This is a genomic window from Erythrobacter neustonensis (assembly GCF_001663175.1).
GTDB lineage: Bacteria > Pseudomonadota > Alphaproteobacteria > Sphingomonadales > Sphingomonadaceae > Erythrobacter > Erythrobacter neustonensis.
Window position 1 is genome coordinate 2,765,778 of the sequence record NZ_CP016033.1, and the last position, 26,239, is coordinate 2,792,016.

Genomic DNA, 26,239 nt, shown 5'->3' on the forward strand with positions numbered 1-26,239 from the left:
AAGACGCGCCGCCAGTGATTTTCACCTGGAACCCCGCGCAGGACGACAGGGATGACAGCCCGCCCGAACTGCTGGTCGCCTTCGATCGCGGCAGGCGCGCGCGCGTTCTGGTTCTGCCCGCGTGGTTCGATGAGGCGAACAAGCTGCGCCGCCTCACGCTGGGCGTGATGCGCAACCTCGACGCCGCAGGGATCGACAGCCTGCTGCCCGATCTTCCGGGCTGCAATGAAAGCCTTGTTCCGCTCGAAAGCCAGACACTCGAAAGCTGGCGTGCGGCTGCGCAAGCCGCTGCGGCATCCTTGCGCGCGACGCATGTGCTCGCCATCCGCGCGGGCGCGCTGATCGCGCCATCCGCCTTGCCCGGGTTCCATTATGCCCCGCAAACCGGCCCGAAACTTCTCCGCGGGATGCTGCGCGGCGCGGCCATCGCGGCGCGCGAGGCGGGCAAGGTCGACACCGCGCAAAGCCTGCTCGATCACGGGCGCACCGCAGGATTGACACTGGGCGGATGGATGCTCGGGAGCGAAATGATCCGCGCGCTTGAAACTGCCGAGCCCGCCCCCGCGCCGGGGCAGTCCGCCATTCCCCAGAGCGCGATCGGCGGCGCGGGGCTATGGCTGCGGGCAGAGCCGGACGACGATCCCGATCAGGCCGAAAGGCTCAGCGCACTGATCGCCGCGAATTTCGGCGATCCGCGCGCATGAGCCGCCGGTCGCTCACCTTTGCCTGCGGAACCGACAGGCTCGCCGGAACGCTCGACATGGCGGAAGGCACCACCGGGCTGCTGATTGTCACTGGCGGCAACGAGGTGCGCAGCGGCGCGTTCGGTGGGCAGGCGCAGCTGGCAGCAAGGATCGCGGCGGCGGGCCACCCGGTGTTCCGGTTCGACCGGCGCGGGATCGGCGACAGCGAAGGCGAAAACGCGGGTTTCCGCGGCTCGGCCAATGACATAGCAGCCGCTCTTGCGGCATTTCGGGAACATGCACCGCAGCTTTCTCGCGTGATCGCTTTCGGGAACTGCGACGCGGCCTCCGCGCTGATGCTCTCGGGCGGCGCCGGCACCGATGGCCTGGTGCTGTCGAACCCGTGGACGATCGATCTGGCAGCGTCCGGCAGCGATGTCGCCCCGCCGCCGCCCGCGGCGCTGCGCGCGCGCTACTTGGAAAAACTGACCAATTCGCGCGAGATCATGCGCTTGCTGCGCGGGGGTGTCGACCTTTCGAAGCTGCGCAAGGGCCTACGCCACGCGCTGCGCGGCGCGCCCACGCGATCGAACCTCGCGCAGGACATGGAATCCGGCCTTGCAGGCTTTGCCGGGCCGGTCACGATCCTGCTCGCGTCCGAAGATCGCACCGCACAATTGTTCGAGGCCGCGTGGCCCGCTTCGGACCCGCGCCTGCGCCGTTGCCTAGGGGCAGACCACGCCTATTCCGCGCCGCCGCACCGCGCATGGCTGGAAGCGGAGTTGCTGCGCTGCCTGCGCGATTAGCGTTCGAACAGGCTCACCAGTTCGACATGCGTCGACCAGCGGAACTGGCCCACCGGGCGCAGTCTGGTCAGCCGGAACCCGGCCGCGCAGAGCACTGCCGCATCGCGCGCCCAGCTTGACGGGTTGCAGCTGACATAGACCACACGGCCAACCGCGCTCGCAGCGATTTCGGCCACCTGCGCACGGGCGCCCGCGCGCGGCGGGTCGAGCAGCACGCCGTCGAACCGGCCAAGCTCGTCGGGTTGCAACGGCGCGCGGAACAGATCGCGGTGCAGCGCCAGCACCGATCCGCCGGCGCGCGCCCCGGCGCTTTTGCAGGCCAGATGCGCCGCACGGTCGGCCTCGACTGCCAGAACCTTGCGGCCGCTACCCTCCGCGCCGCGCAGCGCGAAGGCGAAGGTGCCAAGCCCTGCAAACAGGTCGGCGACAACGCGCGCGCCCGAAAGCCATTCCGCGGCATCGCGCGCCATCGCGTGTTCGGCATCTTGGGTCGCCTGAAGAAACGCGCCCTGCGGCAGACCGACCGGCACGCCTGCCAGCGTCACGGTCACAGGCTCGGGCTCCCACAGGGTTTCCGGACCATATCCCTGATCGAAGGAAAGCCGCGCAAGCCCCTGATCGCGCGCGAAATCAAGCGCCGCTTCGGTGGCGTCGAGCCCTTCGATCGGGAAATGGACGAGGCTTGCATCCACGCCCTGATCGCACAGCGTCAACTCGATCCCGACCATCGCCTTGGGGCCGTGGCTTGCGACGAATTTGCGCAAGGGGGCGACCAGCGCGAACAGCGCGGGGTGCATGACGGGGCATTCGGCCAGATCGACCACGCGGTGTGCGCCGCCCTCGCGGTAGCCGACGACCGCGCCGCGCGCAGTGCGCAGGCCATGCAGGCCCGCCCGGCGGCGCGTCTCGGGCGGAGAGAGGTGGACGGGCAGAACCTCCTCCGCCGAAAGCCCCTGACCCTGCGCCGCGTGCAGCACCCGATCGCGCACGAAATCGCGCAGGACGCTATCGTCGGCATGTTGCAACTGGCACCCACCGCACACCGCGAAATGGCGGCACGGCGGGGTCTGGTGATGCGGACCCGGGGCGATGGCGCCATCTGGCGCGATCATGTCGCCGGGCACGGCGCCGCCGACATGGCGGCCCGATGCGGTCACGCCGTCGCCCTTGGCGGCAAGGCGGATAATGGGTTCTGACTGGCTCACAGCGCCGCCGCTAGCGCGCCTGCCACCTGTTGGGCAAGCTGCGATGGCGCAAAAGCGGGGCCTGCCCGCCGCGCCGCCTCGCCGTGAAGCCACAGCGCCTCGCACGCGGCGGTAAAGGGATCGCGGCCCGTCGCCATCCGGCTCGCCGCAATCCCGGCAAGCACGTCGCCGCTGCCCGCCATCGAAAGCCAGCTTTTCGCGGGCGGGGCAAGCGCAAGCCTGCCATCGGGCGCCGCGACGCAGCTGTCGGGCCCCTTGGCGAGCACGACCATCCCGCTTTCCCGTGCAAGCGCCAGTGCGCGGTCATGCCTTACCTCGGCAGTGATCCCGAAACTGAGGCACAGCGCCTCCAGCTCGCCATCATGCGGCGTGGAAAGCACGGGCGTGCCGGGGTGCAGCTGATCCGGCGAGAGGAGCATCAGCGCATCGGCATCGATCACCAGCGCGCGCGCATGTTGCACGGCGGCGGCGAGCTTATCGCGTGCGTCGTCGCTACGCCCGAGGCCAGGGCCGATCAGCACCGCCGCAATCCGCGGATCGCCAAGCGCCTCGCCAAGCGGACCCGTGTCGGTGACGATATCGCATGGCGTGCGCGGATCGGCGACATCCGCGAGCAGCTTCACATAGCCTGCCCCCGCGTGTTGCGCCGCGGCAGCCGCGAGCAGGCTTGCCCCCGGCATCGCGCCTGCAACGATGCCGAGCAGACCGCGCCGATACTTGTGACTGTCCACGGCGGGCGCGGCGATGGACGGCCGGCGGATCAGCTGCGCGGCGCCCGCCACGGTCGCGATGCCGATCGGGACAAGCCGCAGCTGCCCCATCCGCTCGCGCGCTGGCAGCCGCCAATGCGCAAACTTCCACGCCCCTAGCGCAAGCGTGAGGTCGAAGGCGGGAAGCCCGTCGTTCAAAACCGCACCACTGTCTGCCGAAACGCCAGAAGGCAGATCGACCGCCACCCGGTAACGATGCCGCGCCGCCAAATCACCCAGCAACCGCGCGTGTTCCGGCGCCAGCGGGCGCGCGAGCCCCGAGCCGAACAGGCAGTCGACAAACACATCGCCGTCCTGCGCCGCTGTCGAAGCGACCGGACCATCCCAGCGGGCACGCGCGTCCCGACTGGCGGCGGTGCGCGGCTCGAGCGGCGCGATCACCCTCACCGCATTGCCCGCCTCGCGCAAAAGCCGTGCCATGACATAGCCATCGCCGCCATTGTTGCCGGGCCCGCACAGCACGGTGACAGACCGGCCCGCAGCCACGCGCCGGATCCACTCCGCCGCACCCGCGGCCGCTGTCTCCATCAGGTCGCTGACCGAGGCTCCCGCATCGATCAGCGCCTGCTCGGCGGCGCGCATCTGTTCCGCCGTGAGAACCTGCGTCAGGCTCACGGCGCGGGCGTGGCAAGCGTTCCGCGCGCGATGCGATAGCGGTCGCCGCCAACCGCGAATTGCAGCGTGTCGCCCGTCTGCTCGATCACGACGCTCTCCGCCCCGTCGGCCGCGACCGGCACGCCGGTTGCCGGATCGAGCCGCATCCGCCGAAAGCCGCCATCGGGATGATGCAGGATCACCGCGTCGCCGCCCGCCACCCGTTCCAAAGTGCAATCCTCGGCGAAGTCCGCGCCCTGCCCGATCGCGCAGGCAATCGCCTCACCCTCGGGCGCGGGGCTGGTATCGCCGCACGCGCCGAGCAGCGCGAGCGCAACGCTGGCGCTAGATATCCGCAAAGACATGGGTTTCCGCCTTGGCTCCGGGGTGGGTGATCGCGCCGTCGCGGGCCTTGCCGACGATCTGGCTGTAACGCCACAGCGCGCCCGACTGGTAATCATTGGTGCGCGGCCGCCAGCGGGCGCGGCGCTCGGCCAGCACGTCCTCGGCCACTTCGAGATCGATGGTGCCGAGCGTCGCATCGATGCTGATGATGTCGCCATCCTCGACCAGCGCGATCGGGCCGCCATCGGCCGCTTCGGGGCCGACATGGCCGATGCAGAAGCCCCGGGTCGCGCCGGAGAAGCGCCCGTCGGTGATGAGCGCGACCTTCTCGCCCATCCCCTGCCCGTACAACGCGGCGGTGGTCGAGAGCATTTCGCGCATCCCGGGGCCGCCCTTGGGCCCTTCGTAACGGATGACGATAACGCAGCCATCGGCGATATCGCGGCTCTCGACGGCGGCGAAGGCATCCTCCTCGCAATCGAACACGCGCGCGGGGCCCGAGAACTGGAGCCGCGCCATGCCCGCGACCTTCACGATTGCGCCATCGGGCGCAAGGCTACCCTTCAGGCCCACCACGCCGCCGGTGGGGGTGATCGGGGTCTTCACATCGTAAAACACCTTCTGGTCTGGGTTCCAGGTGATCTCTTCGAGGTTCTCGCCGATGGTCTTGCCGGTGACGGTGATCGGATCGGGATCTAGGAACCCACCGTCGAGCAGCGTCTTCATCGCCATGTAGACCCCGCCCGCCTCGTGCATGTCCTTGGCGACATACTTCCCGCCGGGCTTCAGGTCCGCGATGTAAGGCGTTGATTTGAATATCTCGGCAACATCGAACAGATCGAAGTCGATCCCTGCCTCGCTCGCCATCGCGGGCAGGTGGAGCGCGGCGTTGGTCGATCCGCCCGTGGCAGCGACCACGCGCGCGGCATTCTCGAACGCGGCGCGGGTGCAGATGTCGCGCGGGCGCAAGTTGCGCGCGACCAGTTCCATCACCTGACGCCCGGCAGCAACCGCGATTTCATCGCGCGATCTGTAAGGTGCCGGCGTCATATTGCCGTTCGGCAGGGACAATCCGATCGCTTCGCCGACGCAGGCCATGGTGTTGGCGGTGAATTGTCCGCCGCAGGCACCGTGGCCGGGGCAGGCGACCTTTTCCAGCGCGATCAGCTCGGTCAGCGGGCAGTTGCCGGCCGCGAATTGCCCCACCGCCTCGAAGACGTCGACCACGGTGACGTCATTGCCCCGGTGGGTGCCGGGGAGGATCGAGCCGCCATAGACGAAGATCGACGGCACGTTTAGCCGCAGCATCGCCATCATCATGCCGGGCAGGCTCTTGTCGCAGCCTGCAAAGCCCACAAGCGCGTCATAACAATGACCTCTGACCGACACCTCAACCGAATCGGCAATGATTTCGCGGCTGACGAGCGAGGATTTCATCCCCTGATGGCCCATCGCGATGCCATCGGTGACGGTGATCGTGTTGAACCGGCGCGGGGTGCCGCCGCCTGCAATCACGCCCTCGCGGCAGATATCGGCCTGCGCGTTGAGCGTGGTGTTGCACGGCGCGCTATCGTTGCCCGCGCTGACCACGCCGACGAAGGGCGCGGCGATTTCTTCCTCGGTCATGCCCATCGCGTAATAGTATGAGCGATGCGGCGCGCGCTCCGGCCCGACCGAAACGTGGCGGCTGGGCAGCCTGGACTTGTCAAACTTCTGCGACATAAGATTTCCCGAAGACAGCGATTTGCGACATGCCCTTGCCCTCAGCGCAGGTCAGACGCAACCCTTTGCGCAATTTTTGCCAAGAGCGCTGCCCATCGGGCCTGATCGTCGGGCATTTGCGTTAGATCCTGCCGCAGTTCGACGCCGACATAGGCGCGCCCCTCGTCTTCGGCGTGGCGGTTCATCGTGTAATTCAGATCGCGCCCCGAATAGGGCAGATTGTCGCCGACGATCAGTCCCTCGGCTTCGAGCAGGGGGATCGCGATGCGCGCGGCGCGGTCGTCGCGGTTGTAGAGCACCCCCACTTCCCACGGCCGCGCGGCATCGGAAGTTTCGAGCCGCGGGGTAAAGGAATGGAGCGAGAGAATCAGCGCCGGCTGCGCCGCCGCCAGCCATTCGCCGAGCGCGCTATGATAAGGACGATAGAACCGGGCGAGCCGCGCCGCGCGATCCGCGCCGATATTGCCTGGGATTGCGTGCCCATCGGATATTTCGGGAACGAGGCCGGGTGCGCTCTCCTCGCGGTTGAGGTCGCATACGAGGCGGCTCACGGCGGCGATATGGGCGGGGATCGCGTATTCGCGTGCGAGGATTTGGGCGATCGCCTCGGTGCCGATGTCGATCGCGATGTGCTCATCGAGCAGGCTGGCTGGGATGCCGAGGTCGATATCGGCAGGCACATGGTTGGAGGCATGGTCGGCGGTGCAGACGATACCGCCGCGCGTGGGCGTGCCGATCTGACGGAAGGCCTCGCTCACCGCAGCCGCCCTGCCATCGTCCACCATTCCTGTGGCATCGCGGCCTGCGCCGCATCGCGGGCCTCCGGACTGTCGTAGAGCGCAAAGCAGGTCGCGCCCGAACCCGACATGCGGGCAAGCCACGGGTTGGTAACTTCAAGCGCTGCGAGCACCTCGGCGATCACCGGGCACAGCGAAATCGCAGGGGCTTCGAGGTCATTGCGCCCTTCCCGCGCGATTTGCGATGCGGGGCCTTGGGGCAGCGGACCGCGATCCTCGCCGTCCCACGCCTTGAACACCGGGCCGGTGGAGAGCGGCACCCGCGGGTTGACCAGCAGCACCGGGTTTCCGGCGAGGTCGTCCTCGACCTCGACCTGCTCGGTGCCGGTGCCGAGCCCGATATGGGTGCGGCTGAGCACGCAGGCGGGCACATCCGCGCCGAGTTTTGCGGCGCGCGCCTGCCAGTCATCGGGCAGGCCGTGCAATGCCTCGACCATCCGGAACACCGCCCCTGCATCCGCCGACCCGCCGCCAAGGCCCGCCGCCACCGGCAGGTTCTTCTCCAGCGTAACACCAAGGCCCTGCGGGCGCGGGAGGACATTGAGCGCGCGGGCGACGAGGTTTTCGAAGGGATTGTCGAGCACCCCCGCAAACTCGCCCAGCGTGGTTACGCTGTCCTGCGCGGCCGGCTGTGCCGTCAGCACATCCCCCGCATCGACGAAGGCGAACAGCGTCTCAAGCGCGTGATACCCGTCCTCCCGCACCCTACGGACATGCAGCGCGAGGTTGATCTTGGCGTAGGCGGTTTCATTCATGCCGATGCGAACCTTCGGCTTGAAGCACGCAAAACCGAAGCTTAGGCTTTCCGCTTGAACCTGACTCTTTTGGACCCTTCAACAAGGAACGTCTCATAGGGGGTGGCCTTCATTGCTGAGCGGACGGGGCCGCTGCCGTCCACGACATTTGCCCAGTATTGAGGCCGTGCGGCGCTCGGAGGAAGCTTGCTTCCAATGATTGCCTCGATCTTGTGAAAGGGCAGCTCAAACTCGGAAAGCCTCTGATCTCGGCAGTATGCTGCCAAAGGCTCGAACTTAGCCACAGAACTGCCCCCGTCTCACATGTTCGGATAGTTCGGCCCGCCGCCGCCTTCGGGCGTCACCCAGTTGATGTTCTGGTTGGGGTCCTTGATATCGCATGTCTTGCAGTGGACGCAGTTCTGCGAGTTGATCTGGAACTTGGGCTCGCCGCTTGCATCGACCAGCCATTCGTAGACCCCCGCCGGGCAATAGCGCGCCGAAGGCCCGCCATAGACCGCAAGCTCGCTCTCCTTCTGGAGTTCCCAGTCCTTCACCTGAAGGTGGCAAGGCTGGTCTTCGGCGTGGTTGGTGTAGCTGTAAGCGACGTTGGTGAGGCGGTCGAAGGTAATCACGCCATCAGGCTTGGGATATTCGATCTTGGGATAGAGATCGGCGCGGCCGGTGTAGGTATAGTCCGGCTTATGCTTCATGCTGATCGGCAGGCCGATCTTCAACGTGCGCATCCACATGTCGATGCCTGCGAGCGCGGTGCCGATGTCGCCGCCATACTTGGCGACCGCAGGCTGGGCGTTCTGGACGAGCTTCAGCTCGGTCGCGATCCAGCTCGAACGCACCGCCGCGTCATATTCCATCAGCTCGGTCTTTTCCGCGCCCGCCGCAATCGCCGCCGCGATGCTTTCAGCGGCCAGCATCCCGCTCTTCATCGCGGTGTGGCTGCCCTTGATGCGCGGCACGTTGACGAAGCCTGCGGCACAACCGATAAGCGCGCCGCCGGGGAAGGCGAGCTTGGGCACCGACTGCCAGCCGCCCTCGTTGATCGCGCGCGCGCCGTAAGCCACGCGCTTGCCGCCTTCGAGATATTCGCGGATCGCGGGATGGTTCTTCCAGCGCTGGAATTCCTGATAGGGCGAGACCCAGGGGTTCTTGTAGTCGAGCGCGGTCACGAAGCCCAAGGCCACCTGACCGTTCGCCTGATGGTAGAGGAAGCCCCCGCCCCAGCTGTCGCTTTCGGTCAGCGGCCAGCCCTGCGTGTGGATCACGCGGCCCGGCTTGTGCTTCTTGGGATCAATGTCCCACAATTCCTTGATGCCGAGGCCATAGACCTGCGGCTGGCAGTTCGCTTCGAGGTCGAACATCGCCTTCATGCGCTTGGTCAGGTTCCCTCGCGCGCCTTCGGCGAACAGCGTATACTTGGCATGGATTTCCATGCCGGGCTGGTAATCGCCCTTGTGGCTGCCATCGGCGGCAACGCCCATGTCCTGCGTGATCACGCCCGACACCGCGCCGCTGTCATCGAACATCACTTCGGCCGCAGGGAAGCCGGGGAAGACCATCACGCCGAGCGCCTCGGCCTGTTCGGCCAGCCAGCGGGTCATGCTGCCGAGGCTGCCGGTATAGCAGCCGTGATTGCTCATCAGCGGGGGCATGATCGCGTGCGGCATCGCGGATTTGCCGGTCTTCGAGAGCACCCAGTGCCAGTTGTCGGTCACCGGGGTCTGCGCCATAGGGTTGCCCTGCTCGCGCCATTCGGGGAGCAGTTCGTCCAGTGCCTTGGGATCGACCACCGCGCCCGAGAGGATGTGCGCGCCAATTTCCGAGCCCTTTTCAAGCACGATCACTTCCAGATCGGCATTGATCTGCTTCAGGCGGATCGCAGCCGACAGCCCCGCAGGACCACCACCGACGATCACGACATCGCAGGGCATTGATTCACGTTCGCTCATCGAGGACATCCTGATCCTAGTTGGTTTTTGCCGCGCGCTCCGCACGATCTGGCGATATGCCTTGGTTGTCCACTTGCTAAGCGACTGGCACACAGTCAAGACCCGCGATGGATAGCATGACCCCCAGATGAGCCGGCTCGACCCCACCTTCACCCAGGAATTTGCGAGCGCGATGGCCTGGTGGCACATGGCGGGGGTCGATTGCGACTTTGCCGATGACGCTACGACGTGGCTGACCGAGCGCGCCCCGGCAGGCGCTGGCGCTCCAGGCGCAATTCCTGTTTCAGCGCGCCGCGGCGGGCCTGCGAGCCAGCCTCATCCGGGCGGCGCCCATCCGCGTGCCATTCCTTCTGCCTTTGCCGATCCGCCCGCGCAAGGTGTGACCGAACGCCGCAATCTGCTGGGCGATTCGCCGCCGGCCGATCTTGCAGCCTTCGGCCAGTGGTGGCTGGAAAGCCCGATGCTCGACGATGCGCGCGGTTTTCCCCGCGTGCTGCCGCGCGGTCCGCAAAATCCCGCCCTAATGGTGCTGGTGTGCCAGCCCGAGGCCGAAGACCGCGACACTTTGTTGTCTGGCGCGCAGGGCCGTCTGCTCGCCAATATTCTCGCGGCGATGGGGCTTGACGACAGCGCGGTCTATATCGCCGCCGCGCTGCCTGCGCACCGCCCGCTTGCCGATCTGGCGCAGCTCGCGGCCAGCGGCATGGACGCGGTGACCGCACATCACGTGCAGCTTGTCGCCCCCCAGCGGCTGATCGCCTTCGGCGCAGGGCTCGCGCCCATGCTCGGCGCAAAGGGCGATGAACCTTTACGACAAATCAACCATGCAGGTGGCACTACCCCTGTCCTGCCGAGCGAGACGCTCGACGCCCTGATGGATATGCCCCGGCTCAAGGCCCGGTTCTGGCGGAGATGGATCGAATGGTCGGCCACACATTGAACAAGGCTGCGACGCGCGCGGGCCGCCGCTCCGGCGCGGCGGTGACTGCAATGCTGCTTGCCGCATGCCTGTTGCCTGCACCCGCGGCGGCACAGGCCGGCGATCTTGTCGCGCGCTGGAACGGAGCAACGCCTGCCGAACGCGTGCTGACCCCGGTGCTTTCGCCCGAAGACCGCGCCGCCTACCGCGAGATCTTCGCCGCGATTGACACGCAGCAATGGCCGCAGGTTGAAGCCCTGCTCGCACAGCGCCCGCAAGGCATCCTGACGCAGGCGGCGCTCGCCGAATATTATACCCACGCCAACAGCCCCAAGATCGCGCCCGAACAGATCGCGGCATGGTTTGCTGCCGGCACCGATCTGCCGCAGGCCGAGCAGCTCGCCAAGATGGGTGCCAAGCGCGGGGTGACGATGCTCCCCCCGCTGCCCACCGCACAGGGTTTCGCGCGCCAGCCCTACGCGCCCAAACGCATCCAGCCGCGGCCCGTGAACGACGGCACGATGCCCGCCGAAACCGCCGCGCTGATCCAGGCCGCGATCAAGGCCGACAATCCGGTCGAAGCCCAGCGCCTGCTGGCCGAAGCCGATCCGTTCCTGTCGGGCGATGCGCGCGCCGAATGGCGCCAGCGGGTCGCGTGGAGCTACTACATCGAGAACGAGGATACGCCTGCACTCGAACTGGCGCGGGCCGCAGCCGAAGGCAGCGGCGAATGGGTGGCCGAAGCCGCATGGGTCGAAGGCCTTGCCGCGTGGCGGATGGGCTATTGTCAGCTTGCGGGTGAGGCGTTTGCCCGCGTGGCAGGGCGCGCCGCCAATGTCGAGCTGGCGGCTGCGGGCCATTACTGGGCCAGCCGCGCGCTGGTGCGTTGCCGCGAGCCGGGTCAGGCACAGCAGCACCTCTCCGCCGCCGCGCGGATGGACGAAACGCTGTATGGCATGCTCGCCGCCGACCAGCTCGGGATCGAACTGCCGCAAAAGGCCGCGCCTGCGCCCTTGACCCGCGAGGACTGGGCCCAGCTGCGCCAGCGGCCCAATGTTGCGGTCGCCGCCGCGCTGATCGAGATCGGCCGACCCGCGCTGGCCGATGATGTGCTGCGCCACGAGGCGCGGATTGGCCCCGCCTATCAATTCACCGCCCTCGCGCGATTGGCGCGCGAGCTTGGCCTGCCCTCCACGCAATTGTTCATGGCGCACAATGCGCCCTACGGCACCAGCAGCGATCCCAGCTTGCGCTTCCCGCTCGCCTATTGGCAGCCGGTGGGCGGCTGGCAGGTCGACCCCGCGCTCGCCTTTGCGCACGCCTTGCAGGAATCGAACTTCCGCGCCGGTGCGGTCAGCCCGGCCAATGCGCGCGGGCTGATGCAGATCATGCCATCGACCGCGCGCGACCATTCGGGGCGATTGAGCCTCGGGGCAAGTTACGAGGATCTGAACGATCCGCAGGTCAACCTTGCCTATGGCCAGCGCCATCTGGCGATGCTGCGGGATTCGGCGGCCACGGGTGGCGTGCTGCCCAAGATCATGGCCGCCTATAATGCGGGGCTGACCCCGGTGGCGCGCTGGAATGCCGAGATCAACGACCAGGGCGACCCGCTGCTCTGGATGGAATCGATCCCCTATTGGGAAACGCGCGGCTATGTCGCGATCGTGATGCGCAATTACTGGATGTATGAACGCGCCGCAGGCGTGCAGTCGCCCAGCCGGCGCGCGCTGGCGCAAGGGCAATGGCCCGCCTTCCCGCGCGCGGCGGTGACGCGTTCAGCCAGCCTCGACCGGTAAGGAGCGAAGGCCGCATGGCAATCGACGAAGGCAGGGCGTTCAAGCCGATCAATATCGCGGTGCTGACGGTGTCGGACACGCGCACGCCCGAGACCGACACCTCGGGCGATATTCTTGCGAACCGGGTCACGGGCGCAGGCCACCATCTTGCCGCGCGGGCGATCGTCAAGGATGACGCTGCACTCCTCGCCGCGCAGTTCGAGGCGTGGATCGATGATCCCGCGATCGATGCGATCGTCTCGACCGGTGGCACCGGGCTGACCGGGCGCGATGTCACGCCCGAGGCGCTGGCGATGATCGCCGGCGCGCGCGATATTCCCGGCTTTGGCGAGTTGTTCCGCTGGCTCAGTTTCAGGACGATCGGCACCAGCACCGTGCAATCGCGCGCATGTGCCGTGGTCGCGCGCGGGACCTATATCTTTGCGCTGCCCGGCTCGAACGGCGCGGTCAAGGATGGTTGGGACGGCATCCTCGCCGAGCAGCTGGACAGTCGCAACCGGCCCTGTAATTTTGTCGAGCTGATGCCGCGCTTGCGCGAAATCTGACCACGTTTCAGAGGGCGCTCAGCGCCGCGTCACTGCGGTGCGAGAACGGTTTAGACCCCTTCTAGACCCCGTCCAGACCCTTTTTGCCCAAGCCGAATTGCCGGTTTTGCCTTGGCAAAGGCGCTTTTGTTCCGTAAATGTTCCACGTGAAACATTCAGCCATCAAAGGTCGCGGAGCGCAATCGGGGGCCGTCCCCACCCGCTTCGGACTGGCAGCGCGCGAGGTCGATGGCGACTGGCGCGATCATGTGGCAAGCCTCGATGGTCCGCCGGTCAAACTGCGCACCACCGTGACGGAGGAACGCCCCAAATCGATCCTCACCTTCAACCAGTCCCCCGACGTCCCCTTCGATCGCTCGATCAACGCCTATCGCGGGTGCGAGCACGGCTGCGTCTATTGCTTCGCGCGGCCCACCCACGCCTACCACGAACTGTCCCCCGGACTGGATTTCGAAACGCGGCTTTTCGCCAAACCCGATGCCGCCAATCTGCTGCGCAAGACACTGGCGAAAAAGGGATATTCGCCAAAGCCGATCGCGATGGGGACCAACACTGATCCCTATCAGCCGATCGAACGGGACTGGCGGATCACGCGGCAGGTGCTCGAAGTCTGCCTCGAAACGCGCCACCCGGTCACGATCACCACCAAGTCCGACCGCGTGCTCGACGATACCGATCTGTTGACGGCGCTGGCGCGCGAGAAGCTGGTCGCGGTGTCGATCTCGATCACGACGCTTGATCCCGTGCTGTCGGGCAAGCTCGAACCGCGCTGCGCATCCCCTGCCAAGCGGCTGAAAGCGTTGGCAAAGCTGATCGAATTAGGCATACCGGCGCACTGCTCGATCTCGCCGATCATCCCCGCGATCACTGACGAATTTCTCGAAGGCATCGTCGCCCGGGCGGCTGACTGCGGCGTCCGGAGTATCAACTGGATACCTCTGCGCCTCCCGCACGAAGTGGCCCCGCTTTTCCGCGAATGGCTTGGCGTCCATTACCCCGAACGCGCGGGCAAGGTGATGAGCATCGTGCGCGACATGCGCGGGGGCCGTGACAACGATCCCAATTTTCACAGCCGGTTCAAGGCGCAAGGCGTCTGGGCCGATTTGATCCGCTCCCGCTTCGCGGTTGCATGCCGGCGCGCCGGGATCGGCAAGGCGCGGTTCGAACTTGATTGTTCGCGCTTCCGCCCTCCGGCTCCTGGCGGCCAATTGTCATTGCTCTGACCGACCGGACGGCGACCATCCTGCCAGCTTTTGCGCCGCGGCTACCGTGGGTTCAGGCAAACCCTTCGCCCGCCTCCCCTGGGGCAAAGCGCATCAACCGGCTGTCGCGCAGGGCCGCCGTGCGGTTCACGACCGCCTGCTGATACTCCGGGTCCTTTATCATCGCGAAAAACGCATTGGCATCAGGATATTGCGCGATGAAGCCATCGTGCCACTGCTTGGCCTCTGGCCCTGTCACCATCGTCTCGAAGCGGCCGCGCCACAGGATCGTGCCGCCGACCCGCGCAAAAATGGGCGCACTTGTCCGGCCATATTCGCGGTAAGCCTCACGCCCGCTCCAACCCTTGCCCGCATGTTCGTGCCCTGCGGGATAGGCCGCGGTGTCGCGGTATTGCAGCAGGTTGAGCATGTTGATCGGCGTATCGCGCGGCAGGTTCTTGAACGCTGCGAAATTCGCCGCACTTGGATCGATGTGAAACTCAGCCATTGTCCCATCCCTTCCCCGTAAGATCGGCCTGCATATACACGGTATCGAGCAGCCTGCCGAACTTGCAGCCGACCTGCCGCATCCGCCCCGCATGGACGAAGCCGCATTTGGCATGCAGCGCGACCGACGCCGGCTCGCCTCCGCCGATCACCGCGATCATCTGGGCAAAGCCCGCGGCGCGTGCGGCGACCACAAGCGCGCCGAGCAGAACCGTCCCCGCTCCCATGCCGCGGGCAGCATCGGCGAGATAGATGCTGTCCTCGCACGTATGCGCGTAGGCGGCCCGTTCGCGGAACAGCGCGGCATAGGCATAGCCGGCCACGGCGGCCTCCCGCTCGGCAACCAGAAAGGGAAGCCCGCGCGCGGCAAAGTCGCCGATCTTTTCACGCCATGCGCCCGTATCAGGCGCGGAAGTATCAAAGGTTGCCGTGCTGTGCGCGACGTGAAAGGCATAGATATCGCACACAGCCTGCGCATCCCCCGGACACGCAGGCCGGATTGCGATGTCAGCCAAGCGCATAATCCCTGAACCGTTCGCGCAGATCCTTCTTGCTGATCTTGCCCGTTGCCGTGTGCGGGATATCGTCGACGAACTCGACCGCGTCGGGCATCCACCACTTCGCGATCTGCGGTTTGAGGTGTTCCAGAATATCCTCGGAGGTGACCTCGGCTCCGGCCTTCTTGACCACGAACAGCACCGGGCGTTCGTCCCATTTGGGATGGAAAATGCCGATGCACGCGGCTTCGGCCACGCCCGGATGCCCACAGGCGGCATTTTCAAGCTCGACCGAGCTAATCCACTCGCCCCCCGACTTGATCACGTCCTTGGTGCGGTCGGTGAGTTGCAGGGTGCCGTCGGGATGGATGATCCCGACATCGCCGGTATCGAACCAGCCGTCATTGCCTACCGCGTCAGCTTCTGCCTTGAAATAGCGCTTGATGATCCACGGCCCGCGGATCTGGAGCGCCCCGCTGGTCTTTCCGTCGCGCGGCAATTCGGTGGTCATGTCGGCAAGGTCGACCGTGCGCAGTTGCACCCCGAAGATTGGCCGACCCTGCATCGCGGTCTTTTCGACCTTTTCTTCGAGGCTGAGGCTGTCCCAGTCCCAGGTCGGCCCGCCCACCGTGCCGATCGGCGAGGTTTCGGTCATCCCCCATGCGTGCTGGACGCGGGTGCCGTTCTTGAGCAGGCGTTCGATCATGAATTTGGGCGCGGCCGATCCGCCGATGGTCGCGGCCTTGAGCGGCGGCAGGTCGAGGCCGTTGGCATCGCAATACTGGAAATGCGCCAGCCACACCGTGGGCACGCCCGCGCTGTCGGTTACGCCTTCGCCGATCATCAGATCGTGCAGCACCGCCGGATCGTTGACCGCCGAGAACACGAACTTGATCCCCGCCATCGCGCCCGCATAGGGCAGGCCCCAGCTCGCCGCGTGGAACATCGGCACCACCGGCAGCATCACTGACGCACTGGAGAAATTGAAGGCCGCCGGTTGCAGCCCTGCCATCGCGTGCAGCACGGTCGAGCGGTGTTCGTATTGCACACCCTTGGGATTGCCCGTGGTTCCGCTTGTGTAGCAGATCATGCAGGGATCGTTTTCGGGCCCGGTGACCCATTCGAAATCGCCATCCTCGCTGCCAATCCAGTCTTCGAAGGCGGGCGCGTGGTCGCCGCTGTCGTAGCAGATATAATGTTCGACCGTGGGCCAGCGGTCCTTCATTCGGTCGACGATCGGCTGGAAAGCGGCGTCATAGCACAGCACGCGATCTTCGGCGTGGTTGACGATATAGTCGAGCTGGTCGTCGAACAGGCGCGGGTTGACGGTATGCAGCACCCCGCCCATCCCCGCCACGCCATACCAGCTGACCAGATGGCGCGAATGGTTCATGGCAAGGCTTGCCACCTTGTCGCCGGGCCTCAGGCCGAGCCGCTGGAGCGCCTGCGCCATCTTGCAGGCATCCTTGCGAATTCCTGCCCAATTGGTCCGGGTGATGCTGCCATCGGCCCAGCGGGTCACGATCTCGCGCTCCCCCGCCTCGCGCGCGGCGTGATCGATCACCGCCGTCACCCGCATCGTCCAGTCCTGCATTGCGCCAAGGCGTGCATTCGCCATGCTCGTCTCTCTCCTTTTTCGCGGTGGTTTGCCCACGCGTATTGTCGGGTTCGTGTGCCTTTCATGCCTTTGCCCATCGGGGTTGGCAATCGGTTCGGCAGAACCCTGAGACTTCGCGAAAAAAAGAGATGGAACAATTGGCGCTGGCCGCTGCTTACCCCCGACCTATCGCAAGTGCGAACAGAGCCGGTTGCGGCATGGCGCACTGATGACAGACCGAATTGACCAAATTTTGAGGGAACATCACATGAAGAAAACAGGGCTCCTGCTGGCAGGCGTTGCTGCCATCATCGCCATGCCGGCACAGGCACGCGATGGCGAAGCCTATATCGGCATCAACGGCGGCGTCAGCTTCAAGGACAAGGTGACGGTCGATGCCAACACCCCGGCTGCCGAAGACACCTTCGTTCGCGCGGCAACCGCACGCACCAAGATGGGTCTCGATACCGACGTGGTCGTAGGCTACGACTTCGGCGGCTTCCGTCTCGAAGCTGAAGGCGGTTACAAGAATAACGGTTACCGCAACCTGCGCGTCGACAACGCGGCGATCCTCCCCGCCGGCGTCGCCGTGCCGGTCGGCACCGTGGTCGATAACGAGCGCGATCTCGAAATCTGGAGCGGCATGGTCAACGCGATGGTCGACATCGGCGATGACGATGGCTTCCAGGTCTTCGGTGGCGGCGGCGTGGGCGTTGCCCGTCTGCACCTGCCCGTCGAAGTCGCTGGCGTCGGCACGGTCGTCGATGACGGCGAAACCGATTTCGCATGGCAGCTGATCGGCGGCTTCCGCTTCCCCGTGAACGACAACATCGATCTCGGCGTGAAGTATCGTTACTTCAACATCGACGATTTCCGCCTGCAGGCCGCCAACGGCAACGATCTGCGCGCCAACTACTCGGCTCACTCGGTACTCGCCAGCCTGACCGTCAACCTCGGCGGCCGTTCGGAGCCCGCCCCGGTGGTCGCACCGGCACCGGCCCCCGTCTATACTCCGCCGCCGCCGGCGCCGGTCGTTGCTCCCCCGCCGCCGCCGGTGGCACAGTGCAACACGGGCCCCTACATCGTGTTCTTCGACTTTGACCGTTCGGACGTCAGCCCCGAAGCTGCCGGCATCCTTAACAATGCCGTCAACGCTTACGCCAACTGCGGTTCGGCACGCGTCATGCTCGCCGGTCACACCGATGCCGCGGGTAGCGCACAGTACAACCAGGGCCTCGCCCAGCGTCGTAACGAAGCTGTTCGCAGCTATCTGAACGGCCGCGGCATCCCCACCGGCCAGATCATGGCGCAGGCCTTCGGCGAAACCCAGCCGCGCGTCCCGACCGCCGACGGTGTGCGCGAAGCACAGAACCGCCGCGTGGAAGTGACCTACGGCCCGGGTTCGGGAATGTAAGCAATCCCCAAGGAAGGGGGCCGGAGCGATCCGGCCCCCTTTTTTTTATGCCACCAGCCTGAGATTGCCGCGTTTCTTGAGCGGCGCGAGCGTGACCTTGGCGATCCCGGGAACTGCCGAAAGCTGCTCGGCCAATTCGCCCGTCAGCACGAAATTGCGCCCGAGCCTCAGCTTCACCCGCTCGCCGCTCGCCAGCACCAGCCATACCGTCACTTCGCTCACCCCCGCGGGACGATCGCCGCGCGCCGCAGTCAGCTCGCTGTGCAATTCGCGCAAAGCCTCGAGGCTGCTGATTTCCGCGGTCAATTCCATCGCGGTCGATCCGCTCACCGCCGACAGCGGCTTTGCTCCGCGCACGGTCAGGCGCGGGGGCTCATCGACGCTCGGCGCGTCGAGTTCGACCGAAAGCAGCAGACATTCGCCCGCCTGCGCCCAGCGTTCGAAATCGGGCACCAGCGCCTCTTCGAAACAGGCAGCGGAAAACTGGCCCGAACTGTCCGAGAAATCCGCGCGCACGAACATCGCGCCCTTGCGGGTGCGCGCCTTGGTGATCCCTTCGACCAGCGCCGCCATCGCCGCCGATCCCTTGCCCCCCGGCGGCGCGCCCGCTTCCATCAGGCTTTGATAGGTGCGCGCACCGTTGGCACTGGCCGCCTCGCGGTATTGCTGCACGGGGTGGGCGGAGAAATAGAACCCGAAATTCTCGCGCTCCTTCGCCATCTTTTCCGGACGGCTCCACGGCGCGCAGGGTTGCAGGCGCAGGTCTTCGGCAGGCCCCGCATCCCCGCCGAACAATCCCGCCTGCCCGCTTGAGCGTTCACGCGCGGCAGCATCGGCGACCGCCATCAGCATGTCGGCGTTGGCGAAAAGCAAGGCGCGATCGGGTTCGAGCCCGTCGAACGCGCCGGCGCAGATCAGCCCTTCCAGCTGGCGACGGTTCATCGTCCCTTGCGGCACGCGCTCGAACAGGTCCTTGAGGCTGGCGAAGGGCCCGTTTGCCTGACGCTCGGCCACGATCGCTTCCATCGCCTTTTCGCCGACATTGCGAATCCCGGCGAGCGCATAACGCACGGCATAGCCATGGTCGGTCTGCTCGACCGTAAATTCGGCCTCCGAGGCGTTGATGCACGGGGCAAGGATTTCCACCCCGCCCGCGCTGCCCGGATAGCGGCGCGCATCGTCGACAAAGACATTGAGCTTTTCCGACTGGTGCATGTCGAAGCACATCGAGGCGGCGTAGAATTCTTCCGGATAATGCGCCTTCATCCAAGCGGTCTGATAGGCGAGCAACGCATAGGCGGCAGCGTGCGACTTGTTGAAGCCGTAGCCTGCGAACTTGTCGATCAAATCGAACAATTCGTTGGCGCGCTTGGGTTCGATATCCGAATGGGTCTTGCAGCCTTCGACGAACCGGCCGCGCTGGGCGTCCATTTCGGCCTGCACCTTCTTGCCCATCGCGCGGCGCAGCAAGTCTGCATCGCCCAGCGAGTAACCGGCCAGCACCTGCGCGGCCTGCATCACCTGTTCCTGATAGACGAAAATGCCGTAGGTTTCGGACAGGATGCCTTCGAGCTTGGGGTGCGGATATTCGATCGGCACCTGCCCGGCCTTGCGCTGGCCGAACAGCGGGATGTTGTCCATCGGGCCGGGCCGATAGAGCGAGACGAGCGCGATGATGTCGCCGAAGTTGGTCGGCTTCACCGCCTTCAGCGTGCGCCGCATCCCCTCGGATTCCAGCTGGAACACGCCCACGGTATTGCCGGTCTGCATCAGCGCGTAGACCTGTGCATCATCAAGCGGGAGCGCGCCCAGATCGATCGTGATCCCGCGTTTTTCGAGGAGGTCGACCGCCTTTCTCAGCACCGACAGCGTCTTCAGCCCGAGGAAGTCGAACTTCACCAGCCCGCTGGATTCGACATATTTCATGTCGAACTGCGTCACCGGCATGTCAGAGCGCGGATCGCGGTAAAGCGGCACCAGCTGCGCCAGCGGCCGATCGCCGATCACCACGCCCGCCGCGTGGGTCGAGGAATTGCGCGGCATGCCTTCAAGCTGCATCGCCAGATCGACCAGCCGCTTCACTTCGGGATGCGTGTCGTATTCCTTGCGGAAATCGGCCGCGCCGTTCAATGCGCGCGGCAGCGGCCAGGGGTCGGTCGGATGGTTTGGCACCATCTTGCACAGCCGGTCGACCTGCCCATAGCTCATCTGCAGAATGCGCCCGCAATCGCGCAGCACCGCGCGAGCTTTCAGCTTGCCGAAGGTGATGATCTGCGCGACGTGGTCGCTGCCGTATTTGGCCTGCACATAGCGGATCACCTCGCCGCGGCGCGTTTCGCAGAAGTCGATGTCGAAGTCGGGCATCGACACGCGTTCGGGGTTAAGGAAGCGTTCGAACAGCAGCCCCAGCTTGATCGGATCCAAGTCAGTGATCGTCAGCGCCCATGCCACCGCCGAGCCCGCACCCGAACCACGCCCCGGTCCCACCGGAATGCCGTTGTCCTTGGCCCACTTGATGAAATCGCCGACGATCAGGAAGTAGCCGGGAAAGCCCATCTTCACGATTACGTCGATTTCGAATTCGAGCCGGTCGAAATAGACCTTGCGCTCTTCCTCGGTCAGTTCCGGATAGGCCGCCAGACGCGCTTCGAGGCCGCGGCGCGAATCTTCGGCCAGCATCCGCGCCTCGCCTGCAAGATCGCCCGCAAGGCTGGGCAGGATCGGCTTGCGATAGGGCGGCGCAAAGGCGCAGCGCTGCGCAACGACCAGCGTGTTGGCGGTCGCTTCGGGAAGATCGGCAAAGGCTTCGGCCATCATGCTCGCCGGCTTGACGAAGGCCTGCGGGTTCGACCGCGGGCGTTCGTCGGCTTCGATCTGGGTCGAATTGGCAATGCACAGCATCGCGTCATGCGCCTTGTGCATGTGCGGCTCGGCAAAGTTGGCGGGGTTGGTGGCGACCAGCGGCAGATTGCGCGCATAGGCCAGATCGATCAGCGCGTCCTCCGCGCGTTCGCACACCGGATCGCCATTGCGCGCCAGCTCGATGTAAAGCCGGCCGGGGAACAGCGCTTCAAGGCTTTCGGCAAGCCGCAAGGCGGCATCGTGCTGCCCTTCGGCGAGCAGGCGGGTCAACCCGCCCTCGCCCGCGCCGGTCAATGCGATCAGCCCGCCGGTGCGCCCTTCGAGATCGGTCAGCGTGACATGCGGGTCGCGTTCGAGCGGGCGGTCGAGGTGCGCCGCCGAAACCAGATGGCACAGATTGTCGTATCCCGTGTCGTCCTGCGCAAACAGCGCGAGATGATCGACCACGGTGCGCGCATCGTCGCGCGCGACCCCGACCAATGCGCCGATCAGCGGCTGCACGCCTTCGGCCTTGCACGCCGCGGCAAACGCCATGATCCCGTAAAGCCCGTTGCGGTCGCAGATCGCAATCGCGGGATAGCCGCGCTCCTTTGCGAGCTTGGCGATGTCCTTGGGATCGATTGCCCCTTCGAGCATCGAATAGGACGACATCACACGCAGCGGAACAAAGGGGGCAAAGGGCATGAGAGCCAATCTAGGAAGTCGCGGCGATTCTCAAACCTTTTCGCAGCCCTTTCCTGTGCACAGGGCGGTGCGTGCGATCACAACAGCTTTTCGAGGTCGCGGGCAATCGCTTCGGGCTTGTCGGTGGGGGCGTAGCGTTTGACCACGCGCCCCTGCCGGTCGATCAGGAACTTGGTGAAATTCCACTTGATCGCGCTGGTGCCCATGAGGCCCTTTTTCTCGGATTTCATCCAATCGAACAGCGGCGAGGCGTCCGCGCCGTTGACGTCGACCTTTTCCATCAGCGGGAAGGTGACGCCGAAATTGACCTTGCAGAACTGTTCGATCTCGTCGGCATTGCCGGGTTCCTGCGCGCCGAACTGGTTGCAGGGGAAACCCAGCACTTCGAACCCGCGATCGCGGTATTGCTGAAACAGCTTTTCGAGCCCGTCATATTGCGGGGTGAAACCGCACTTGCTCGCGGTGTTGACCACCAAGAGCACGGTGCCGAGCTTGTCCTTGAGATCGAGCGGTTGACCACGATTGGTGGTGACGGTGAAGTCGGCAATCGTGGTCATCGCTGTGGCTCCAGTCGGAGGGCTGACGTCAGATGATCCCGTCTGCCGGAAAACCGGGTTCCGAGGCAAGCGCCATCGCCTCGTCCGCGGTGTAGGTCCGGTCGCCCGCCTTGCGGATGACATAGCGGCTGCGGTCGGCCGCAGGCAGATGCGTGATGTGGCGGATCATTTCGGCAAACGAGCCGCGCAGCAGCGTCGCGCCGCCTTCGCCGTGGGGCGCATCGGCGCTTGCCGAAACGAGCGAGGCGCGGTCGTCCCACGCGATCGCGCCGGACGCGATAGTCTCGCCATTGAAGGTGCTGGGGTGGTCGGTCATGGTATTCTCCTTATGACCGCCACAAAGCCACGCGGGCCGACGAAGGTTCCGCCCGTCAGACCAGCACGCCATCCTTCAGTCGCACCACGCGGTCCATTCGTGCCGCCAGCCGTTCGTTGTGGGTCGCGACCAGCGCCGCGCTGCCTTCACCGCGCACCAGCGACAGGAACTGGGCGAGCACGGTGTCCGAGGTCTTCTCGTCGAGATTGCCGGTCGGCTCGTCCGCCAGCACCATCGTCGGCCGGTTGGCAAGCGCACGGGCGACCGCAACGCGCTGTTGTTCGCCGCCCGACAGCTGGCTGGGCCGGTGCGTCAGGCGCGCGCCAAGGCCAAGGCTGGTCAGCAGGCTGTCCGCGCGCGCTTCGCAATCGGCGCGCGGGGTGCCGCGGATCATCTGCGGCATGATCACATTCTCGCGCGCATCGAAATCGGGCAGCAGGTGGTGGAACTGATAGACGAAGCCAAGGTGATCGCGGCGCAGCGCGGTGCGGTCGTCTCCGGCGAGGTGTTCCGCCTGACTGCCGGCAATCGTGATCGATCCTTCGAACCCGCCTTCAAGCAGGCCAACCGCCTGAAGCAGCGTCGACTTGCCCGAACCCGAAGGCCCCAGCAAGGCGACGATCTCGCCCGGCATGATGTCGAGATTGACATCGCGCAGCACGTCGATCCGGTGCCCGCCCTGCTCGAAACTGCGCTTCAGGCCCTTGAGGCTGACGATCGGCGCGCCGGGGTTGTGGCCATCATTCATAACGCAGCACCTGCACAGGATCGGTATTGGCGGCCTTCAAGGCGGGATACAGCGTCGCAAGGAAGCTCATCGTCAGCGCCAGCAGCACGATGCCCGTCACTTCCCACGGATCGGTGCGCGACGGCAGGGTCGACAGGAACCGCACCTGCGGGTCCCAGATTTCCTGCCCCGTGGCAAAGGTGATGAAGCCGACGATCGGTTCGCGGAAATACAGCACCAGCGCGCCCAGCAGCAGACCCGCCATCGTCCCGATCGCGCCTACGGTTGTCCCGGTCGTGACGAAGATCTTGAGCAGCGAACGGCGGGTCGCCCCCATGGTGCGCATGATCGCGATATCGCGGGTCTTGGCGCGCACCAGCATCACGAGGCTGGACAGGATGTTGAACGCCGCCACCAGCACCATGAAGGACAGCGCGAAGAACATCGCGACGCGTTCGACCTGCAGGGCTTCGAACAGGGCCGAATTCATCGTCTTCCAGTCCGCGATCACCGCGCGGCCCGAAAGCCGCTCGGCCACGGGGGCGAGGATTTCGCCGACCTTGTCGGGATCGTCCACTGTGACTTCGATCTGCGCCACCGCATCGCCCATCAGCAGCAGGTTCTGCGCCTCGCTGATCGGCATCATGATGAACTTTTCATCGAAGGTCGAAATCCCGATCTCGAAGATCGCGCCGACTTCATAAGGCACCTGCCGCGGCGTGGTGCCGAACGGCGTGGCGCGGCCCGCAGGATTGATGATGGTGATCACGTCGCCAACGCGGATGCCGAGGTTCTGCGCCAGCCGGCTGCCCACCGCAACGCGCGGGAAGCCCTCGCCCGTCACCGGCGCCGACAGGCTGGCCATGTCGCCCATCAGCACCTTGTCGCGCATCGCGGCGAGGTTGTCGGGCATCTGCCCGCGCACCAGGATGCCTTCGACATTGCCGTTGACGCTCACCAGCAGCGGCTTTTCGATCATCGGGGTCGCGCTGGTCACACCCGGCGTGCGCTTGAGATCGGCGACCGCCGACTGCCAGTCGTCGATCCGGCCGCCATAGGCCTGCACCACCGCATGACCGTTCAGCCCGGTGATCTTGTCGAGCAGTTCGCCGCGAAAGCCGTTCATCACGCTCATCACGATCACCAGCATCGCGACCGAGAGCATCACCACTCCCACCGATATCCCGGCGACAAGCGCAATGAAGGCCTCCGACTTGCCCGGCCAGAGATACCGCTTGGCGATCATTCGTTCAAAAGGGGAGAGCATAAAAGGTTCAGGTGCGCCCGTTGTTGGCTGAAACCTGCCTGTAGTGCGCGCATCATCCTGCCGCAATCCCCGTGCGCATTGCCGCGCCGCGCCACCCCGTTCCGTCGCATCGGTCACACGCCGGTCGCCAAAAAGAGCGCGCGGTCCGGCGTGCTTTGCCTTGTAATTGCGCTGTCACATCGCCATTGGAGCGGGGCGCCGCGGCGGCCGGGTTCGCGGCAAACCTTTTCGGTGATGCGATGACGCCCCTCAATGTGACACATCCCTTCCTCGACGCCGATGGCGACAAGCTGCGCGAGGAGTGCGGGATCTTCGGCGTGATCCGCGCCGGCGATGCTGCGGCCACGACCGCGCTCGGCCTCCACGCGCTCCAGCACCGCGGTCAGGAAGCCGCCGGGATCGTCAGTTTCGACGGCAAGGAATTCTACGCCCGCCGCGGGCTTGGCCATGTGGCCGAGAACTTCTCATCGTCAGATGCCATCGCCGCGTTGCCCGGCCACATGGCCGCAGGCCACGTGCGCTATTCCACCACCGGCGGATCGGGCCTGCGCAATATCCAGCCGCTTTATGCCGATCTGGCCAGCGGCGGGTTCGCGGTCGCGCATAATGGCAATATCTCGAACGCGATGGCGCTGCGCACCGATCTGGTGACCAAGGGTTCAATCTTCCAGTCGACCTCGGATACCGAGGTAATCATCCACCTCGTCGCCACTTCGCGCTATCCCACCATCGCCGACCGGCTGGTCGATGCGCTGCGGCTTGTCGAAGGCGCCTATGCGCTGATCGTGATGACGCCCGAAGGCATGATCGCCTGCCGCGATCCGCTGGGCATCCGTCCGCTTGTAATGGGCCGGATGGGCGATGCGATCGCCTTCGCCTCGGAAACCGTCGCCTTCGATGTCGTCGGCGCCGAAGTCATCCGCGAAGTCGAGCCGGGCGAATTGGTGCTGGTCGATTTTGCTGGCGAGATCCGCTCGGTCCGCCCCTTCGGCAGCCCGCCGGCGCGGCCCTGCATCTTCGAGCACGTCTATTTCAGCCGCCCCGACAGCGTATTTGCGGGCCGATCGGTCTATGAAGCGCGCAAGGCGATCGGGATGCAGCTTGCGATCGAATCCCCGTGCGAGGCCGATCTTGTCGTCCCCGTCCCAGACAGCGGGGTGCCCGCCGCAATCGGCTTTGCGATGCAATCGGGCCTGCCCTTCGAACTCGGCATCATCCGCTCGCACTATGTCGGGCGCACCTTCATCCAGCCGGGCGACGGCGCGCGCCATTCGAGCGTGAAGCGCAAGCACAACGCCAACCGCGCGCTGGTCGAAGGCAAGCGGATCGTGCTGATCGACGATTCGATCGTGCGCGGCACGACCAGCCTCAAGATCGTCGAAATGATGCGCGAGGCGGGTGCCAAGGAAGTCCACTTCCGCGTCGCCAGCCCGCCGACGGCGCATTCCTGCTTCTACGGTGTCGACACGCCCGAACGCTCCAAGCTGCTGGCTGCGCGGATGGACCTTGAACCGATGCGCGAATTCATCAAGGCCGACAGCCTTGCCTTCATCTCGATCGACGGGCTTTACCGCGCGGTGGGCAAGGAAAAGCGCGACAGCGCCTGCCCGCAATTCTGCGATGCCTGCTTCACCGGCGAATATCCCACCTCGCTCACCGACCTCGCGCTGGCCGAAGCCCGCAACGCCGAGCTTCCCTTCGCTGATCCCAAGGCTGCCTGACA

23 protein-coding genes are annotated in these 26,239 nt (G+C 65.7%); 8 read left to right on the forward strand and 15 right to left on the reverse strand.

Features of this window, described 5'->3' with window-relative positions:
* The first annotated feature begins 14 nt into the window (after window positions 1-14).
* Both A9D12_RS12845 and A9D12_RS12850 read left to right on the forward strand, forming a co-directional pair.
* Entirely contained in the window at window positions 15-704 is a 690-nt protein-coding gene (locus tag A9D12_RS12845; protein ID WP_068352456.1) for an alpha/beta hydrolase family protein, read from the forward strand.
* Complete coding sequence (locus A9D12_RS12850) at window positions 701-1,489, forward strand: hydrolase 1, exosortase A system-associated (protein WP_068352458.1); 789 nt, start codon at window positions 701-703, stop codon at window positions 1,487-1,489. The genes A9D12_RS12845 and A9D12_RS12850 overlap by 4 nt, the downstream gene beginning before the upstream one ends.
* Here the strand turns inward: A9D12_RS12850 and A9D12_RS12855 are convergent.
* The 7 genes from A9D12_RS12855 to A9D12_RS12885 all read right to left on the reverse strand — a co-directional run bounded on the left by A9D12_RS12855 (window position 1,486) and on the right by A9D12_RS12885 (window position 9,623).
* Window positions 1,486-2,694: a class I SAM-dependent RNA methyltransferase gene (locus A9D12_RS12855; protein WP_068352460.1), complete on the reverse strand. Its 1,209-nt coding sequence runs from the start codon at window positions 2,692-2,694 to the stop codon at window positions 1,486-1,488. The genes A9D12_RS12850 and A9D12_RS12855 overlap by 4 nt on opposite strands.
* Complete coding sequence (locus tag A9D12_RS12860; RefSeq protein ID WP_082925560.1) at window positions 2,691-4,079, reverse strand: NAD(P)H-hydrate epimerase; 1,389 nt, start codon at window positions 4,077-4,079, stop codon at window positions 2,691-2,693. The genes A9D12_RS12855 and A9D12_RS12860 overlap by 4 nt, the downstream gene beginning before the upstream one ends.
* Complete coding sequence (locus A9D12_RS12865) at window positions 4,076-4,423, reverse strand: hypothetical protein (RefSeq protein ID WP_068352462.1); 348 nt, start codon at window positions 4,421-4,423, stop codon at window positions 4,076-4,078. Before A9D12_RS12865 ends, A9D12_RS12860 begins: the two co-directional genes overlap by 4 nt.
* Window positions 4,404-6,125 (reverse strand): dihydroxy-acid dehydratase, encoded by a 1,722-nt coding sequence (gene ilvD / locus A9D12_RS12870; protein WP_068352465.1) that lies wholly within the window; start codon window positions 6,123-6,125, stop codon window positions 4,404-4,406. Before ilvD ends, A9D12_RS12865 begins: the two co-directional genes overlap by 20 nt.
* Window positions 6,126-6,166: 41 nt before the next feature.
* Window positions 6,167-6,883, reverse strand: coding sequence for an N-formylglutamate amidohydrolase (locus A9D12_RS12875; RefSeq protein ID WP_082925656.1), 717 nt, complete (start codon window positions 6,881-6,883; stop codon window positions 6,167-6,169).
* Window positions 6,880-7,677, reverse strand: coding sequence for a 4-(cytidine 5'-diphospho)-2-C-methyl-D-erythritol kinase (locus A9D12_RS12880; RefSeq protein WP_197489825.1), 798 nt, complete (start codon window positions 7,675-7,677; stop codon window positions 6,880-6,882). The genes A9D12_RS12875 and A9D12_RS12880 overlap by 4 nt, the downstream gene beginning before the upstream one ends.
* Before the next feature lie 299 nt (window positions 7,678-7,976).
* Complete coding sequence (locus tag A9D12_RS12885; RefSeq protein ID WP_068352468.1) at window positions 7,977-9,623, reverse strand: electron transfer flavoprotein-ubiquinone oxidoreductase; 1,647 nt, start codon at window positions 9,621-9,623, stop codon at window positions 7,977-7,979.
* Between the two features lie 127 nt (window positions 9,624-9,750).
* Between A9D12_RS12885 and A9D12_RS12890 the strand changes: the two genes are divergently transcribed.
* The 4 genes from A9D12_RS12890 to A9D12_RS12905 all read left to right on the forward strand — a co-directional run bounded on the left by A9D12_RS12890 (window position 9,751) and on the right by A9D12_RS12905 (window position 14,109).
* Window positions 9,751-10,563: a uracil-DNA glycosylase family protein gene (locus tag A9D12_RS12890; RefSeq protein ID WP_068352470.1), complete on the forward strand. Its 813-nt coding sequence runs from the start codon at window positions 9,751-9,753 to the stop codon at window positions 10,561-10,563.
* Window positions 10,545-12,341: a lytic transglycosylase domain-containing protein gene (locus A9D12_RS12895; RefSeq protein WP_068352471.1), complete on the forward strand. Its 1,797-nt coding sequence runs from the start codon at window positions 10,545-10,547 to the stop codon at window positions 12,339-12,341. Before A9D12_RS12890 ends, A9D12_RS12895 begins: the two co-directional genes overlap by 19 nt.
* A gap of 14 nt (window positions 12,342-12,355) precedes the next feature.
* Window positions 12,356-12,886, forward strand: a complete 531-nt coding sequence (moaB, locus tag A9D12_RS12900) for a molybdenum cofactor biosynthesis protein B (RefSeq protein ID WP_068352472.1) — start codon at window positions 12,356-12,358, stop codon at window positions 12,884-12,886.
* A 137-nt stretch (window positions 12,887-13,023) separates the two neighbouring features.
* Window positions 13,024-14,109, forward strand: a complete 1,086-nt coding sequence (locus A9D12_RS12905; protein WP_068352474.1) for a PA0069 family radical SAM protein — start codon at window positions 13,024-13,026, stop codon at window positions 14,107-14,109.
* Window positions 14,110-14,161: 52 nt separating this feature from the next.
* Here the strand turns inward: A9D12_RS12905 and A9D12_RS12910 are convergent, their stop codons facing one another.
* The 3 genes from A9D12_RS12910 to A9D12_RS12920 are packed head-to-tail and all read right to left on the reverse strand — an operon-like array spanning window position 14,162 to window position 16,710.
* Window positions 14,162-14,596 carry a DUF1330 domain-containing protein gene (locus tag A9D12_RS12910; protein WP_068352476.1) on the reverse strand — a complete coding sequence of 145 codons (435 nt, stop codon included), beginning with the start codon at window positions 14,594-14,596 and terminating at the stop codon, window positions 14,162-14,164.
* Window positions 14,589-15,116, reverse strand: coding sequence for a GNAT family N-acetyltransferase (locus A9D12_RS12915; RefSeq protein WP_068352478.1), 528 nt, complete (start codon window positions 15,114-15,116; stop codon window positions 14,589-14,591). Before A9D12_RS12915 ends, A9D12_RS12910 begins: the two co-directional genes overlap by 8 nt.
* Window positions 15,103-16,710, reverse strand: a complete 1,608-nt coding sequence (locus A9D12_RS12920; RefSeq protein WP_068352480.1) for a long-chain fatty acid--CoA ligase — start codon at window positions 16,708-16,710, stop codon at window positions 15,103-15,105. The genes A9D12_RS12915 and A9D12_RS12920 overlap by 14 nt, the downstream gene beginning before the upstream one ends.
* A gap of 247 nt (window positions 16,711-16,957) precedes the next feature.
* On the opposite strand from A9D12_RS12920, the gene A9D12_RS12925 reads away from it, so the two are divergent.
* Window positions 16,958-18,103 carry an OmpA family protein gene (locus A9D12_RS12925; protein ID WP_068352485.1) on the forward strand — a complete coding sequence of 382 codons (1,146 nt, stop codon included), beginning with the start codon at window positions 16,958-16,960 and terminating at the stop codon, window positions 18,101-18,103.
* A gap of 45 nt (window positions 18,104-18,148) precedes the next feature.
* On the opposite strand, the gene dnaE is transcribed toward A9D12_RS12925, so the two are convergent.
* The 5 genes from dnaE to A9D12_RS12950 all read right to left on the reverse strand — a co-directional run bounded on the left by dnaE (window position 18,149) and on the right by A9D12_RS12950 (window position 24,516).
* A complete protein-coding gene (gene dnaE, locus A9D12_RS12930; protein WP_068352486.1) occupies window positions 18,149-21,649 on the reverse strand; it encodes a DNA polymerase III subunit alpha in 3,501 nt (1,166 codons plus the stop codon).
* Window positions 21,650-21,726: 77 nt separating this feature from the next.
* Window positions 21,727-22,206 carry a glutathione peroxidase gene (locus A9D12_RS12935; RefSeq protein ID WP_068352488.1) on the reverse strand — a complete coding sequence of 160 codons (480 nt, stop codon included), beginning with the start codon at window positions 22,204-22,206 and terminating at the stop codon, window positions 21,727-21,729.
* A 28-nt stretch (window positions 22,207-22,234) separates the two neighbouring features.
* Window positions 22,235-22,522 carry a hypothetical protein gene (locus tag A9D12_RS12940; protein WP_068352489.1) on the reverse strand — a complete coding sequence of 96 codons (288 nt, stop codon included), beginning with the start codon at window positions 22,520-22,522 and terminating at the stop codon, window positions 22,235-22,237.
* A 55-nt stretch (window positions 22,523-22,577) separates the two neighbouring features.
* A complete protein-coding gene (locus A9D12_RS12945) occupies window positions 22,578-23,270 on the reverse strand; it encodes an ABC transporter ATP-binding protein (RefSeq protein ID WP_068352490.1) in 693 nt (230 codons plus the stop codon).
* Window positions 23,263-24,516 carry a lipoprotein-releasing ABC transporter permease subunit gene (locus tag A9D12_RS12950; protein WP_082925561.1) on the reverse strand — a complete coding sequence of 418 codons (1,254 nt, stop codon included), beginning with the start codon at window positions 24,514-24,516 and terminating at the stop codon, window positions 23,263-23,265. The genes A9D12_RS12945 and A9D12_RS12950 overlap by 8 nt, the downstream gene beginning before the upstream one ends.
* A 239-nt stretch (window positions 24,517-24,755) precedes the next feature.
* Between A9D12_RS12950 and purF the strand changes: the two genes are divergently transcribed.
* Complete coding sequence (gene purF / locus A9D12_RS12955; RefSeq protein ID WP_068354517.1) at window positions 24,756-26,237, forward strand: amidophosphoribosyltransferase; 1,482 nt, start codon at window positions 24,756-24,758, stop codon at window positions 26,235-26,237.
* The last annotated feature ends 2 nt before the right edge of the window (window positions 26,238-26,239 follow it).